The sequence below is a fragment of the Burkholderia sp. MSMB1835 genome, assembly GCF_001526365.1.
GTDB lineage: Bacteria > Pseudomonadota > Gammaproteobacteria > Burkholderiales > Burkholderiaceae > Burkholderia.
Genome location: NZ_LOYP01000052.1, coordinates 200,028 through 215,635, shown reverse-complemented (window position 1 = coordinate 215,635; position 15,608 = coordinate 200,028). Strand labels below are relative to the sequence as shown.

The window sequence follows — 15,608 nt, the reverse complement described above, 5'->3', positions numbered from 1 at the left end:
ACCGATTCGGGCGCACGTGCCGCGGCCGGCCTGCCGCGTGCCGGCCATGGCAGGACGATGGCGGCGTTACAGCGGCACGACGTCGGGACGATTGCGCGGAAACTGCGCGATCACGTCCGGCGCGACGTTCAGGTGCGCTTCGACGAGCTTCGGCGGCGTATGCGCGAGCCAGTCGGACAACGACACCTCCGCATAGCGGTCGGTCTTGAAGATCTCGAGGAACACGAGGTCGGTCCGGCCGGTGTTCTGCACGTAGTGACCGAGGCTCTTCTTCACATAGCCGACGTCGCCCGCGCGGAAGTCGGCCGTCTGCGCCTTCGGCCCCGTGTCGAACACCGTCATCCGCGCCTCGCCTTGCAGGTAGTACTGCCATTCGTCGGCGTTCGGGTGCCAGTGCAGCTCGCGCATGCCGCCCGGATGCACGGTGACGAGCGCCGCCGCGACGGTCGTCGACACGTTGAAGTTGGTGCTGTCCGCGATCCGCACCTCGCCGCCGCGCGTCTTCCTGACCGGCTTCATGTCGCCGAGCGAAAAGACGAACGGATGCGGCGGCACACCGGCCGACGCGGCCGACGCGCGCTGCGCGTCCGCGAGCGGGCCCGGCTCGTCGCCCTGGAAAATCCACAGGTTGTCGAGCGGCACGTTCCTGAACGCATCGGCCGGCACGCCGAAGTTGAGCGCGAGCACGTCGGGCGGCGTATGCGCGATCCAGTCGGTCAGCAACAGCGTGTTGAATTCCGATGCGCGGCCGTTATCGAATGCGAGCAGGAATTCGGCGCCGTCGCTGCCGAGGCCCTGCAGCGAATGCGGCAGGCCGGGCGGGAAATACCAGAGATCGCCGGTCTTGACGTCCTGCACCGACGGCCGGCCGAGCTCGTCGAGCACCGTGATCCGGCAGCGGCCGTCGAGCATGATGGCCCACTCGGCCTGCTGGTGCCAGTGCATCTCGCGAATGCCGCCGCGCGTCAGCCGCATGTTGACGCCGGAAATGGTTTCGGAAATCGCGAAATCGTCCTGCGTCACTTCGCGCGCCCAGCCGCCATTTTGAATGCGTTTATGGGCATTATTGAAAGACGCCCAGAATAACGGCATCCCGTTGATATCGGTGGCCGGCGGATCCTGAAAAGATGGAAATTGATTGGCGATGGCCGGATTTTTAGGCCCCGGGTCGGTCAGGCTCTGGCGATTGCGCGCATTCACCGCGCCTTCCGGCGGACTGTCCGGATTGCCGAACGAGGCGGCCTTGGCCGATACCGCGATGCCCGCGGCGGCAATGGCGCCGGCCGTACTTGCCAGCATTTTGCGTCGAGAAAGATTCGTCATGATTTCCTCTTCATTCTTGCGATCAAGAGAATTCCAGTTACGGAATACTTGCCGTTTTCGGATTATCGAAAATCAAACATCCCGTGACGCAAGTTAAATCCAAATCACGAAAAAACTTAAATGAATTATTAACCTGAATTAATGATTTAATCTGATCGACTTTAATTTTGTAATTATTGCGGTGCGGAGGGACGCCGGGTGGCGGCGGATGTCGGCGAATCGGTCAGGTGCGGTGAATGCGGAAATACGACCGCGGCAGGTCGTGACGTCGCGCATGGCGACCGGAAGCGATCGAGGCGCGCCACGTGCCATCGCCGATGCGATGCAGCCGATTCGGAGAACCGATCGTGAAAAACGGAAAACGGGTGAACGCCGATCCGTCGACCACCGGCTAACCGGGCCGCGTCGGGCGCGGCTTACTCCCGCGGCATGTCGGCGAGCCGCTGCGCGGCGAACTGCAATCCGCCCAGGATGCGCTCCGCGACCCTGGCCGGAAAACCGGGAGGCAGTGCCGCGCCGACCGACTCGATCACGTTCGGCGTCGCGGCGACGAGCCGTTCGACGATCGGCGTCGCGATATCGCCGAGCAGGCAATATTCGGCCATCGCGGTAAAGTGCCGTCGCGTGATATCGCGCATCGCATAGTGCTTGCGCTTGCCGTGCACGGCCATCGCGAGCTTCGCCTTGTGCCACGACCACTGATTCGCGCCATCGCCTTCGACCGGCCAGATCGACATCACGTCGTAGAGCGGCGTGAGGCGGAAACGGCCGCCCGGCAGCAGCCGCAGGCTGAAATTCTTCGCATGCCCGTCCGGTGCAGCGAGCATCCAGAACACGATCAGGGCGGCGAACAGCGTGTCGAGATCCTCGCGCGCCGTCTCCGAACGGCGCAGCAGGCCGGCCAGATCGGGTACGCCGGGGCCGCCCTGCGACTCGTACTTCAGGTGAGGCGGCACGCCGAGCGCCTGGCAGAAATCTTCCTGCGGCAAGCGCAACAGCCACCCGCCGTCGCGATGCAACACCCGATCGAACCGTTCGACCGACAGTACCTTGTGCGCGCCGAAACGCACGATTTCAGCACGCGCCGCCGGCAGCCCGAACGCGCGCAGGATCGCGAGACACAGCCACTCGTTCTCGACGGAGGCCGTGAGATCGGCCCGCTTGTTGCCGACCAGCCCGAGCGGCAACTTGAGAATATGCGTCGTCGGCGTGGCGCCGTGCGGGCGCATCCAGCGCCCGTCGTGAAACAGCAGTGCGGTCTTTTCCTGCGCACCGGCGAGCGACAGCCGGAAATCGTCGTCGTCTTCGCCCGCCGTCGCCACACCGCTCGCCTGATCGAGCACGCGGGCGACGTCCTCGTCCGACAGCGGCGTGCCGTCGATGCGATCGAGGCCGGCTGGCGCATCGTCTTCGCCGAGCAATTGCACCGCCCCGACGCAATCGCGACCGAGCGCGGCAAGCAGATCGAACGGCTCGGTCGTCGGCGTGCCGAACCTAGCGGCCAATCGGCGCCGAATGGCGTCGCTGTCCGGAAGCAGGTTGTCGAAGTAATGATTGACGCGTTCGCCACGCAACGGGGCATCGCCGACACCGAACGGCAGCGACAGCGACAACGGGCGGCCGACGGCCGACTGCTTCCAGCCGGCGTCGTACAGCAGTTCCATGTCGCCGCGCACGGGAATCCGCCATGTGCCGACCCTCTGGCCGTTCGCCCAGATCGACAGCGCGCGCGTGTGCGATTTGCGGCCCATCGCTTACCACTCGGCGGCGGCGGCGTCGCGCCCGTCCTTGGTGCGAATGCTGAGTTCGAGCCCGTACAGCGCGGTCAACTCCAGCAATTGCCTGAGCGACAGGCTTTCGGTACGCGTGGTTTCGAGCAGCGACAGCCGCGACTGGCCCACCCCGATTCGCACGGCCGCTTCGGCTTGCGTCAGGCCCTTGGCCTGACGCGCCGAAGACAGGATTTCGCCCAGTTGCGCGGGCGTATTGACGATGAAATTCACGGCGCGTATTCCTGTAGGCAATATGCGCAGTATATTCCTGACAGGCATAAACGCAAATTATTCCTCACATGCATAAACGCAAAATATGCATGACAGGCATAAAAAGCGGCCTACGCGCCGACATCCCGCTTTTGGACCGACCCTATCAGTCATCCTCACACCATAGTTTTTATCCGCTGGCGCGAATGATTTTGGCTTTGTTAGATGGATGACATTCGCTCACCAGACGACAACGATCTAACATCCGATGACTTGCGCGTTCGCCCGTACCGTCGAATCCCGCTTTGCCGAGCTGACGCCGACGGCCAAGCGCATCGCGAGCTACATGCTCGCGAACCTCGACCGGCTCGGGCTCGAGACGGCCGACCAGATCGCGCAGCAGGCCGGCACCAGCGGCATCTCGGTCGGACGCTTTCTTCGCAGCGTCGGCTACCGCAATCTCGACGACCTGAAACGCGAACTGCGCGGCGGCGGCGATCGTCCGTGGATGATCACCGACCGGCTCGACGAATACCGCCGCGTCGCGGGCACGCAGCCGGCCGAACGCAACCGCGGCACCGGGAGTGACAGCCCGCTCGCGTCGTCGCTCGAGCGCGAGCTCGATGCGATCCGCCACGTGTACCGCCTGGCCGAAGGCCCGGTGTTCGCGCAGGTCGCCGACCGCATCGCACAGGCCGACGCCGTGTTCATCCTCGGCATCCAGTCGACGCGCGGCATCAGCAACGCATTCAGCAGCTACCTCGAATACCTGCGCCCGCGCGTGTTCTATTCCGACGGCCAGTCGGGCTCGTACGTCGATTCGCTGAACTCCGAATTCGAGCGGCCGTACTGCGTCGTCACCGATACGCGCGCGTATTCGCGCAGCGCGCGCCGCTATTGCCAGGCGGCCGCCGAGCTCGGCCAGCCGTTCGCGCTGGTCACCGATCTGTCGTGCCCGTGGGCGCGCGAATGGCCGGCCGACCTGCTGCAGGTGAAAACCGACGTCGGCCAGTTCTGGGATTCGCTCGCACCGCTCACCTGTCTGTTCAACCTGCTGATCACCGCCGTGGTCGACCGCCTCGGCCCCGCGATCGACCGGCGCGTCGCGCGCAACCGCGAACTGCAGCGCACGTTCGACCAATTCGAATCATGAGCGAGCCCACCCTGCCGATGAACGATCACCGCCTCGTCGAAATCACGCCCGCCACGCATCGCGTCGATATCGATCTCGTCTATGCGACCGAGCGCAATCTGACCGGCAAGCCGATCTACCGCAACGCGCACTGTCTGCTGCTCGAGCCGGCCGAAGCCGCATTGCGCCGCGCGGTCGACGTCGCCGCGCAGGCCGGCTTCACGCTGCGCATCTACGACGCCTACCGGCCGCCGCAGGCGCAGCAGGTGCTGTGGGATTTCCTGCCCGATCCGAACTTCGTCGCCGATCTCGGCCGCGGCTCGAATCACAGCCGCGGCACCGCGCTCGACCTGACGCTCGTCGGCGCGAACGGCGCGCCGCTCGACATGGGCACCGGCTTCGACGAGATGGTCGCCGCATCGGGCCACTTTCATGCGGGACTGCCCGAGCACGTGCAACGCAACCGCCTGCTGCTGCTCGGCGTGATGCACGCGGCCGGCTTCGCGCACATCGACAGCGAATGGTGGCACTACGAGCTGCCCGGCTCGCGCGCGTTGCCGCAGATCGACAACGCGGCGAGCGGCCCGTGGCGCCTGATGTAACGACGAAACACGCCCCCCTTTTCCGTTCACGTTCACCGACTTCAACGACCGATGGAGCGCACATGAAATTCCCGACATCCCGGCTCGTCGCGGCGCTGGCCGCCGCGTCCGTATTCGCCGCCGTTCCGTTTTCCACCGCCCATGCGGAAACGCCGAAGGACTTGTTCGTGATGGCGACGCTGCTCGACGAATTCACGACGCTCGACCCGGGCGAGATCTACGAGCTGGTGCCGGAGGAATACGTCGCGAACACGTACGACCGGCTCGTGCGCGTGGACCTGCGCGATCCGTCGAAATTCAACGGCGACGTCGCGCAGTCGTGGACGGTGAGCGCCGACGGCCTGACCTATACATTCAAGCTGCGCACCGGCCTCAAGTTCCATTCGGGCAACCCGCTGACGGCCGACGACGTCGCGTGGTCGATCCAGCGCGCGGTGCTGCTCGACAAGGGGCCGGCCGCCGTGCTGACCGGCATCGGCCTCACGAAGGCGAACGTCGCCGCGAACGTGAAGAAGCTCGACGACGCGACGGTGTCGATCACGACCGACCGCAAGTACGCGCCGACCTTCGTGCTGAACGTGCTCGGCTCGTGGCCCGCGTCGGTGCTCGACAAGAAGCTGCTGCTGTCGCACCAGCAGGGCAACGACTTCGGCAACGCGTGGCTGAAGACCAACGAAGCCGGTTCCGGCGCCTACAGGCTGGTCAAGTGGACGGCCGGCGACAGCCTCGTGCTGCAACGCTTCGACGGCTACCGGCTGCCGCTCGCGATGAAGCGCATCGTGCTGCGCCACGTGCCCGAAGCCGCGAGCCAGCGCCTGCTGCTGGAAAACGGCGACGTCGACGCGGCGCGCGACCTGAGCCCCGACGATCTCGCGTCGGTGGTGAAGTCCGGCAAGGCGAAGGTGGCGGCATCGCCGCAGGCGACGCTGCTGTATCTCGGCCTGAACACGAAGAACCCGACGCTCGCGAAACCCGACGTGCAGGAAGCGCTGAAATGGCTCGTCGACTATGCGGGCATTCAGAGCAACGTCGTGAAAACGACCTACAAGGTGCACCAGACCTTCTTGCCCGAAGGCTTCCTCGGCACGCTGAACACGAACCCGTACAAGCTCGACGTCGCGAAGGCGAAGGCGCTGCTCGCGAAGGCCGGCGTGCCCGGCGGCTTCTCGGTGACGATGGACGTGCGCAACGACTATCCGTACACGGAGATCGCGCAGGCCGTGCAGGCGAACTTCGCGCAGGCGGGCATCAAGGTTCAGCTGATCCCCGGCGACAACAAGCAGACGCTCGCGAAATACCGCGCGCGCCAGCACGACATCTACATCGGCGAATGGTCGGCGGACTACATCGACCCGCACAGCAACGCGCAAGGTTTTGCGTGGAATCCGGACAACTCCGACAAGTCGAGCTATAAAATGCTGGCCTGGCGCAACAGCTGGGACATCCCGCAACTGACGAAGGAAACCGACGCCGCGCTCGCCGAGCCGGCCGCCGCGAAACGCGCGCAACGGTATCAGGCGATGCAGAAGGAAGTGCTCGCGCACTCGCCGTTCGTGATCATGTTCGAGAAAGTCGCGCAGGTCGCGACGCGGCCCGGGGTGAGCGGGCTCGAAGTCGGGCCGATCAACGACCTCGTGTCGTACCGCAACCTGAAGAAGCAATAAGATTCGCCGCATGTCGACTCCCGCCTCCTCCCTCGAAGCCCTGCGCACGCTGCCCGCGCGGCGCCCGGCCGTGCGCTGGGCCCTGCGCGTGCTGCGCTGGGCGCTCACGCTCGCCGTCACGTTCGCGGGGCTGCTCGCGCTGACGTTCGTGATCGGCCGCAAGGTGCCGATCGATCCCGTGCTCGCGATTCTCGGCGATCGCGCATCGGCCGACGCCTATGCGGCCGAGCGCATCGCGCTCGGGCTCGACAAGCCGCTCGTCACGCAATTCCTGATCTATGCGCGCGACGTGCTGCACGGCAACCTCGGCGTGTCGCTGCTGACCGCGAACCCGGTGCTCGACGACATCCGGCGCGTGTTCCCGGCCACGCTCGAACTGGCGACGATCGCGACGTTGATCGGCATCGCGATCGGCGTGCCGCTCGGCGTCGCGGCCGCCGTCAAGCACAACCGGCCGATCGATCACATCGCGCGCTTCGTCGGGCTGATCGGCAACTCGGTGCCGGTATTCTGGCTCGGGCTGATGGGGCTGCTGCTGTTCTATGCGCGGCTGCACTGGGTCGGCGGCCCCGGCCGGCTCGATCCCGTGTACGACGGGATGGTCGACCCACGCACCGGCAGCCTGCTGCTCGATGCGGCGCTCGCCGGCGAGTGGGACGTATTGCGCAACGCGGTGTCGCACATCGCGCTGCCGGCCGCGATCCTCGGCTACTACTCGGTCGCGTATCTCAGCCGCATGACGCGCTCGTTCATGCTCGACCAGCTGAGCCAGGAATACATCGTCACCGCGCGCGCGAAGGGCCTGTCCGAGCGGCGCGTGATCTGGCGGCACGCGTTCGGCAACATCGCGGTGCCGCTGCTCACCGTGATCGCGCTCACGTACAGCAACCTGCTCGAGGGCTCGGTGCTGACCGAAATCGTGTTCGCGTGGCCGGGGCTCGGCTCGTACCTGACCGGCGCGCTGCTGAACGCCGACATGAACGCGGTGCTCGGCGCGACGCTCGTGATCGGCGCGATGTTCATCACCGTCAACCTGCTGACCGACGCGCTGTACCGCGTGTTCGATCCGCGTGCGCGCTGAGGGCCGCTTCGACATGACCGCTTCCGCCCCGCTTCTTTCCCCGTCCACCCCGAAGGCCGCCCGATCATGAATGCCGAGCGTCTCACGCTGCGCGCGTGGCTTCTTTCCGATGCGCCCGCGTCGCGCTCGCAGGCCGCGTTCGGCCTCGCTTACCGCCGCTGGCGCCGCTTCGCGGGCAATCCGCTCAACCTGTTCGGGCTCGCGATCCTGATCGCGCTGATCGCGGTCGCGATCGTCGGCCCGCTGATCATGCCGCACGATCCGCTGCGCCAGGTGCTGGCCGACCGGCTGCTGCCGCCCGGCTCGCCGTCGCACTGGTTCGGCACCGACCAGCTCGGTCGCGACATCCTTTCGCGGCTGATCGCGGGGTCGCGCCTGACGCTCGGCATCGCGCTGCTCGTCGTCGTGATCGTCGTGCCGATCGGTCTGCTGATCGGCACGACGGCCGGCTATTGCGGCGGCTTCGTCGACAGCGTGCTGATGCGCATCACCGACATCGCGCTCGCGTTCCCGAAGATCGTGCTCGCGCTCGCCTTCGCGGCCGCGCTCGGCCCCGGCGTGATCAACGCGGTCGTCGCGATCTCGATCACCGCATGGCCCGCGTATGCGCGGCTCGCGCGCGCGGAGACGATCCGCATCGCGCAGGCCGACTACATCCATGCGGCGCGGCTGCAAGGCGCGTCGGGACCGCGCATCCTGCTGCGCTACATCATGCCGCTGTGCATGTCGTCGGTGATCGTGCGTGCGACGCTCGACATGGCCGGCATCATCCTGACCGTCGCGGGCCTCGGCTTTCTCGGCCTCGGCGCGCAGCCGCCGAGCCCCGAATGGGGCTTCATGGTCGCATCGGGCCGCAACGTGCTGCTCGACGCGTGGTGGGTCGCGACGCTGCCCGGCATCGCGATCCTGCTCGTGAGCCTCGCGTTCAACCTGCTCGGCGACGGGCTGCGCGACGTCTTCGATCCCCGCCATGGAGCATGACATGCCGATGAATTCCACCGCCGCGCCGGCGCCGCTCTGCGAGATCCACGGGCTGAAGATCGGTTTCCGCGGGCACGACGGCAGCGTCACCGACGCCGTGCGCGACCTGTCGCTGACGCTCGCACCGGGCGAGCGGCTCGGCATCGTCGGCGAATCGGGTTCCGGCAAGTCGCTGACGGGCCGCGCGCTGCTCGGCCTGCTGCCCGACGCCGCGCGCTGGTCGGCGCGCACGATGCGCTTCGCGGGCCACGACCTGCTCGCGATGTCGCCGCGCGAGCGCCGGCGGCTGTGCGGCAGCCAGATGGGCATGATCCTGCAGGACCCGAAATATTCGCTGAACCCGGTCATGACCGTCGCGAAGCAGATGGGTGAAGCGTTCCGGCTGCGCGAGCCGGGCTTGCGCGGCCGCGCGCTGCGCGAGCGGATCGTCGACGCGCTCGCCGCCGTGCAGATCCGCGACCCGGCGCGCGTCGCCGATGCGTATCCGCACGAGCTGTCGGGCGGCATGGGCCAGCGCGTGATGATCGCGATGATGGTGTCGACCGGCCCGCGCCTCTTGATCGCCGACGAGCCGACCTCCGCGCTCGACGTCGCGGTGTCGATGCAGGTGCTCGCGGTGCTCGATGCGATGATCGCGCGACACGGCACCGGTCTGATGTTCATTAGCCACGACCTGCCGCTCGTGATGTCGTTCTGCGACCGCGTCGCGGTGATGTATGCCGGGCGCGTGGTCGAAATCTGCGCCGCGCGCGACCTGCGCGATGCGTCTCATCCCTATACGCGCGGGCTGCTCGCGGCGCATCCGCCGCTCGCGAACCCGCCCGACGAACTGCCGGTGCTGCGGCGCGACCCGGCATGGCTCGATCCCGCGCCGCCGGCCGCCGTACGCACCGATCGACAGGAGGCCTCACGATGATCGACGTCGACCACGCATCGATCCGTTTCCCGACCCGCACGGGTCATGTCGACGCCGTGCGCGATGCGAGCTTCGCGGTACGCGACGGCGAAGTGTTCGGGCTCGTCGGCGAATCGGGTTCCGGCAAGTCGACGCTGCTGCGCGCGCTGACGGGCCTCGCGCCGCTCGCGTCCGGCAGCCTGTCGATCGACGGCCGCCCGGTGGGCGGCACGCCCGATCGTGCGTTTCGCCGCCACGTGCAGATGGTGTTTCAGGATCCGTACGCGTCGCTGCATCCGCGCTTCACCGTCGACCAGACGCTGCGCGAGCCGCTGTCGATCCATGCGATCGGCGACGCCGACGCGCGGATCGCCCGCGCGCTGTCCGAGGTCGGGCTCGGCCCGGCGTTCCGCTTCCGCTACCCGCACCAGTTGTCGGGCGGTCAGCGCCAGCGTGTCGCGATCGCGCGCGCGCTGATCGTCGAGCCGCGCGTACTGCTGCTCGACGAGCCGACGTCGGCGCTCGACGTGTCCGTGCAGGCCGAGATCCTCAATCTGCTGCGCCGCCTGCATCGCGAGCGCAACCTGACGATGATCCTCGTCAGCCACAACCTCGCGGTGATCGGCTTCCTGTGCCAGCGCGTCGCGGTGATGCAGCACGGCGAGATCGTCGAACAGTTGCGCATCGAGGACGTGCGCGCCGGACAGGTCGCACGCGACTACACGCGCACGCTGCTGCAGGCGACCGAAGGCTACCGCCGCCTCGCCCCGGTGGCCGACGCGTCCGCCACGTGACATCCGCCGGACGCGAACGCATGCGATACTGCGCACGCCACGCGTCGGCTTGCCGCCGCATGGAACCCGTGCGCACCGCAGGGGTCAACTTCCATTCGTCAACAGCTCAACAGCAATAGGGAGGCGTTCATGCTGCAATTCATCGAAACCCTGGTGGTCGGGCTCATCGTCGGCCTCCTCGCCCGCGCGCTCAAGCCCGGCGACGACAAGATGGGCATCCTGATGACCATCGTGCTCGGCGTCGTCGGCTCGCTCGTCGCCGGCTACGTCGGCCGCGCGGCCGGCTGGTATGCGCCGGGCCAGGGCGCGGGCTGGATCGCGTCGATCATCGGCGCGATCGTGCTGCTCGTGATCGTCGGCGCGGTGCGCAAGCGCGCAGGCTGATCGCGGATCTGCCGCTCGTTCGAGCGGCCACCCAGGCAAAACGGCCGCTCGAACTCGAGCGGCCGTTTTGCCTTGCGCGGTCCGATCACGCGCCCGTGCACCCGGTTTTCGCAGGTCAGCGCACCACGCCGCGATCGAATCGCGGGATATTGCGTCGCGTCGAATGCGAATCAACCGCGGCTTTCTCCCGCCGTGCGTCCTTTATTCCAACGGCAAACACGTGCATACCACAAAACGGTGAGAGGCGGTACGACGTCCACCGCCGACGGCCGATACGAGCACGATCGAATCCGCCCTTGCCGCCCATCTATTCCCTTCCTCCTGCATGCCGCTCAGTGGACCTGAGCGGGTTCAGGGCATTCGGCTTCGGCCGCATCCGACCGTTTTTAAAATTTTATCGTACTTGTCCTATTAAATTCAAAAAAACATCGTAATCGTCCCATTAACGATTCTCCACAAAAACTTCAAAATTCATTCCGAAACGCAATTTTGATTTTTAAATCACAAGACTGCGCTTTCATACGTTAATTCCTGTGGAGATTCAAAGATGGAAATCAAGAAAATTGCACGCGTCCTGCCCTTCCTCCTGATCGCGGCGGGCGCGACGGTGTCGACCATGGCGCACGCATCCGACGGCACCATTTCGTTCGACGGCAAGGTCATCACGTCGACGTGCAAGATCGACGGCGAATCCGGCAACTTCACCGTTCATCTGCCGCCGATCAGCACCAATGCGCTCACCGCGGTAGGCAACGTCGCCGGCCGCACGCCGTTCTCGTTGTCGCTGAGCGGCTGCACCGTCGGCGACGGTAATCCGGTGAAGGTCGGTGTGGTGTTCGAACCCGGCGCGAACGTCGATCAGTCCACCGGTCGCCTGACGCTCGACCAGGGCGAAGACAAGGCACAAGGCATTCAGCTCAACGTGCTGGATGCGCAGCAGAAGCAGATCATGATCGGTTCGGCTTCCTCGTCGAATCCGCCGCAGGCGGTCGACATCGGCGCCGACGGCAAGGCGAAACTGGACTATTTCACGGAGTACTACGCATCGGGCGCCGTGAAGGCCGGCGACGTGAATTCGCGCGTCGAGTATTCGTTGATCTACCAATAACGGGCGGCGAACGGCGGTCGCCTACGCGGCTATCGCCCCGCGCCATTCGGTTGCTGTCCGCGCAACGATTGCGTTGCACGGGCAGCACGGTCCCAACGATACGACGAAGCATGCACATGAAACCGTTGAAACTCCTCCGCATTCTGACCGTCGCTGCCGCGGCACTCACGGCGCACGCCGAAGCCAGCGTGGTCATCGCCGGCACGCGCGTCGTCTTTCCGTCCAGCGAGCGCGAAGTCACGGTCCAGCTCACGAACGACGGCAAGCGCCCGGCACTGGTCCAGGCGTGGATCGACGACGGCGATCGCAACGCGTTGCCGGAACAGATCGACGTGCCTTTCACGCTGACGCCCGCGATGTTCAGGATGGAGCCCGGCACCGGGCAGACGCTGCGCGTGATGCATACGGGCCAGCCGCTGCCGGCCGACAAGGAATCGCTGTTCTGGCTGAACGTGCTCGAAGTACCGCCGAAGGCAACGGGCGACGACAATCCGAACCGGATGCAGCTTGCATTCCGCTCCCGCATCAAGATCATGTACCGCCCGGCAAGCCTGAAGGGCGACGCGAATGCCGCTCCGGCGCAGCTCGACTGGCGCGTGATCCGCGCCGACGGCGGCCGCTATGCGCTGCAGGCAACGAACCCGACGTCGTACGTCGTCAATCTCGGCAGCGTGATGCTGAAATCCGCAGGACACAAATACGACGCCGGCTCAGGCTACGTGTTGCCGGGCGCCACTCAGCGTTTCCCGATCAAGGATCTCGTCACGCGGCCCGTCGCAGGCGCTGCGGTCGAATTCGCCGCGATCAACGACTGGGGCGCGTCGGCCGACATCGAGCATCCGGTGTCCGTCGCTCCGTAACGCCGTCAGTCCCGGGCGGCGGCGCCGCCGCCCGATAGCGTCCCTCCCCCTTCCGTTTCCTTCCCCCCGGTTGCCCGTCGCCCGGCGCACGGCGTCGCTGGGTGCGCGCGCGCCCCCCAATCGCGGCGCGACATGGAGAAAACGGCACGGCTTCGGCCCGATGAACGCCAGGAATTGCGAATGTCTTCGAATCGACCTTTGAGAATCGGCACGGCACGGATGCCGCGCATGAAACTGATTCCGCTGCTGGTGACGGGCTGCGTCGCCACGTGGATCGGCGACGGTCGCGCCCAACCGGCAGCGTCCGCTCAAGCCGCGACTTCGCAGTCGGCGCGGGTCGAGTTCGATGACGCCTTTCTTGCCAATCGCGTCGGCAAGAACTTCGACATCACGCGCTTCGAGCAGCGCAATATCACGGCCCCGGGCGTGTACAGCGTCGACATCCGCGTGGGCAGCGACTGGATCGGCCGGCACGACGTGCGTTTCGCAGCCGTGGCCGACATTGCGGACGCGCAGCCCTGTTTCGACCGTGCGCTGCTGGAGCGCGCCGGTGTCGACTTGACCCGGCTTGCGCCCGACGCCGTCGCGCGGCTCGACGCGGGCGAAGCCTGTCATCGCATCGGCGACATCGTGGCGGACGCGAGCGCGACCTTCGACTTCACGCGGCAGACGCTGACGCTCGGCATTCCTCAGGCGGCGCTGGTGCGGCGCGCGCGCGGCTACGTGAGCCCCGATCAATGGACCTCCGGCGTGCCGGTCGGCATGCTCGGCTACAACCTCAACGTCTACACGTCGAAAAGCAGCGGCGAGGCGGCCCGCACGCAAGGCTATCTCGGCCTGAGCGGCGGCGTGAACGTCGGCGACTGGCATCTGCGCCACGAAGGCTCGTATTCCTGGTCGTCGAGCGGCGAACGCCAATATCAGGACATCGCCACCTATATTCAGCGTGACCTGACGGCGCTGTCGTCGCAGCTCGTGATCGGCGAAAGCTACACATCGGGCGAGCTGTTCGATTCGACCCAGTTTCGCGGCGTGCGCGTGTCGACGGACGACCGGATGCTGCCCGATTCGCTGCGCGGCTATGCGCCCGTCGTGCGCGGCATCGCGAACAGCAACGCGAAAGTGACGATCCGCCAGAACGGCGTGCTGCTCTACGAGACGACGGTCGCGCCCGGTAATTTCGAGATCGACGATCTGTACCCGACCGGTTACGGCGGCGATCTCGACGTGTCGGTGAACGAGGCCGACGGCACCGTACACACGTTCTCGGTGCCTTACGCGGCCGTGCCGCTGTCGCTGCGGCCCGGCATCAGCCGCTACAGCTTCGTTGCCGGCGCGCTGCGCAACACGGGCAGCGGCAGCCAGCCGCTGTTCACGCAGGCCACCTACCAGCGCGGGCTGACCAATCTGCTGACCGGGTACGGCGGCGTCACGCTGGCGGGCGGCTATGCGGCGTTCATGATCGGCGGCGCGCTGAACACGACGTTCGGCGCGCTCGGCGCCGACATCACGCATGCGACGACGTCGATTCCCGGCGTCAAGCGCTTCAACGGCTCGAGCATGCGCGTCAGCTATGCGAAATCAGTCGCGCACACCGGCACCGATATCGCGATCGCCGCGTACCGCTATTCGACGGACGGCTATTTCGGGCTCAACGATGCAATGCAGGCGCGCGACGCCGCGCGCGACGGCCTGTCATCGAGTGCGTCGGTCTGGCGCCAGCGCCACCGCGCGTCGCTCACGCTCACGCAGCGCCTGGGCGAGAAAGGCGGACGCATCGACCTCACCGCGTCGGCAGCCGACTACTGGAATCGTTCGGGTTCGGACGTCAATTACACGGTCGGCTACACCAACAGCTTCCGGAACGTGTCGTACAACCTGTCGGCGACCCGCCAGCGCAATATCGGCGGCGACATGAGCACGCTCTACTACGCGAGCGTCACGATTCCGCTCGGTCGCGCGCGGCCGACGACGCTCACCGGCAATTTGTCGTACGACACGCGCGGCCGCACGCGCGTGCAGTCGACGCTGTCCGGTTCGGCCGGCGAGGACAACGCGTTGTCGTACAGCGTGAGCGCGAACCACGCGTCCGGCTCGGGTATGTCGACGACGGACGGCGGCGGCAACGTCGCCTATCGCTCGCGAGTCGCCGAATTCAGCGCCAGCGCCGGCGCGAGCGCGGATTACCAGCAAGGCTCGCTCGGCGTGCGCGGCGCGATCGTCGCGCATGGCGGCGGCATCACGTTCTCGCAGCCGGTGTCCGAGACGTTCGCGATCGTCGAAGCGCCGGGCGCGGCCGGTGCGCGCATCACGAACGCAGCCGGTGCGCGGGTCGACGGCAACGGCTACGCGGTCGTCCCGTATCTGACGCCGTACAGCCTCAACACCGTCGCGCTCGATCCGAAGGGCATCTCGATGGATGTCGAGCTGAAGGAGACGAGCCGGCAGATCGCGCCGCGCGCGGGTGCGGTGCCGATGATCCGCTTCACGACCGACAACGGCCGCGCGGCGCTAATCCACGCGCGCCTGGCGGACGGCACGCCGCTGCCGTTCGGCGCGGCGGTGTACGACGAGACGGGCAAGGACGTCGGCGTCGTCGGGCAGGCCAGCAGGATCTTCGCGCGCGGCCTCAAGCACGACGGCGAGCTGACCGTGCAATGGGGCACGGATGACGGCTCGGCGTGCCGGATCGCGTACGAACTGCCGACCGTGAGCAAACATCAACGGAAGCCGTCCGGTCTTCAATCGGTCAACGGCGTCTGCGCGGCAGCACCGACACCTGTCAGCGGGCAATAAGGAGAA

The 15,608-nt window shown here is 66.5% G+C and carries 14 protein-coding genes; 11 read left to right on the top strand and 3 right to left on the bottom strand.

Annotated elements, in window-relative coordinates; translation table 11 throughout:
- Positions 1 to 66: 66 nt before the first annotated feature.
- From WS96_RS25050 to WS96_RS25040, 3 genes are all read right to left on the bottom strand, one after another.
- Positions 67 to 1,323 carry an oxalate decarboxylase family bicupin gene (locus WS96_RS25050; RefSeq protein WP_059836194.1) on the bottom strand — a complete coding sequence of 419 codons (1,257 nt, stop codon included), beginning with the start codon at positions 1,321 to 1,323 and terminating at the stop codon, positions 67 to 69.
- Positions 1,324 to 1,739: 416 nt separating this feature from the next.
- Positions 1,740 to 3,074: a type II toxin-antitoxin system HipA family toxin gene (locus WS96_RS25045; protein WP_059836192.1), complete on the bottom strand. Its 1,335-nt coding sequence runs from the start codon at positions 3,072 to 3,074 to the stop codon at positions 1,740 to 1,742.
- Between the two features lie 3 nt (positions 3,075 to 3,077).
- A complete protein-coding gene (locus WS96_RS25040; RefSeq protein WP_034204664.1) occupies positions 3,078 to 3,326 on the bottom strand; it encodes a helix-turn-helix domain-containing protein in 249 nt (82 codons plus the stop codon).
- Positions 3,327 to 3,573: 247 nt separating this feature from the next.
- Between WS96_RS25040 and sapR the strand changes: the two genes are divergently transcribed.
- The 11 genes from sapR (at position 3,574) to WS96_RS24985 (ending at position 15,602) form a co-directional block, all read left to right on the top strand.
- Positions 3,574 to 4,458: a sap1 transcriptional regulator SapR gene (gene sapR / locus WS96_RS25035; RefSeq protein ID WP_059836189.1), complete on the top strand. Its 885-nt coding sequence runs from the start codon at positions 3,574 to 3,576 to the stop codon at positions 4,456 to 4,458.
- A gap of 17 nt (positions 4,459 to 4,475) precedes the next feature.
- The gene (gene ddpX, locus WS96_RS25030; RefSeq protein WP_059836187.1) at positions 4,476 to 5,039 is read left to right on the top strand and encodes a D-alanyl-D-alanine dipeptidase; all 564 of its coding nucleotides are present in this window, start codon (positions 4,476 to 4,478) and stop codon (positions 5,037 to 5,039) included.
- A gap of 62 nt (positions 5,040 to 5,101) precedes the next feature.
- Positions 5,102 to 6,703: an ABC transporter substrate-binding protein gene (locus WS96_RS25025; RefSeq protein ID WP_059836185.1), complete on the top strand. Its 1,602-nt coding sequence runs from the start codon at positions 5,102 to 5,104 to the stop codon at positions 6,701 to 6,703.
- 10 nt (positions 6,704 to 6,713) lie between these two features.
- Positions 6,714 to 7,784 (top strand): ABC transporter permease, encoded by a 1,071-nt coding sequence (locus tag WS96_RS25020; RefSeq protein ID WP_034204661.1) that lies wholly within the window; start codon positions 6,714 to 6,716, stop codon positions 7,782 to 7,784.
- Positions 7,785 to 7,850: 66 nt separating this feature from the next.
- A complete protein-coding gene (nikC, locus tag WS96_RS25015) occupies positions 7,851 to 8,765 on the top strand; it encodes a nickel transporter permease (RefSeq protein WP_059836183.1) in 915 nt (304 codons plus the stop codon).
- Between the two features lies 1 nt (position 8,766).
- Positions 8,767 to 9,681: an ABC transporter ATP-binding protein gene (locus WS96_RS25010; RefSeq protein ID WP_059836181.1), complete on the top strand. Its 915-nt coding sequence runs from the start codon at positions 8,767 to 8,769 to the stop codon at positions 9,679 to 9,681.
- Complete coding sequence (locus tag WS96_RS25005; RefSeq protein ID WP_059836179.1) at positions 9,678 to 10,454, top strand: ABC transporter ATP-binding protein; 777 nt, start codon at positions 9,678 to 9,680, stop codon at positions 10,452 to 10,454. Before WS96_RS25010 ends, WS96_RS25005 begins: the two co-directional genes overlap by 4 nt.
- Positions 10,455 to 10,583: 129 nt before the next feature.
- Complete coding sequence (locus tag WS96_RS25000) at positions 10,584 to 10,838, top strand: GlsB/YeaQ/YmgE family stress response membrane protein (protein WP_034204657.1); 255 nt, start codon at positions 10,584 to 10,586, stop codon at positions 10,836 to 10,838.
- Positions 10,839 to 11,385: 547 nt separating this feature from the next.
- Positions 11,386 to 11,946: a fimbrial protein gene (locus WS96_RS24995; RefSeq protein WP_082720351.1), complete on the top strand. Its 561-nt coding sequence runs from the start codon at positions 11,386 to 11,388 to the stop codon at positions 11,944 to 11,946.
- Between the two features lie 116 nt (positions 11,947 to 12,062).
- Positions 12,063 to 12,806: a fimbrial biogenesis chaperone gene (locus tag WS96_RS24990; protein ID WP_059836177.1), complete on the top strand. Its 744-nt coding sequence runs from the start codon at positions 12,063 to 12,065 to the stop codon at positions 12,804 to 12,806.
- Between the two features lie 228 nt (positions 12,807 to 13,034).
- Entirely contained in the window at positions 13,035 to 15,602 is a 2,568-nt protein-coding gene (locus WS96_RS24985) for a fimbria/pilus outer membrane usher protein (RefSeq protein ID WP_257128059.1), read from the top strand.
- Positions 15,603 to 15,608 lie beyond the last annotated feature (6 nt).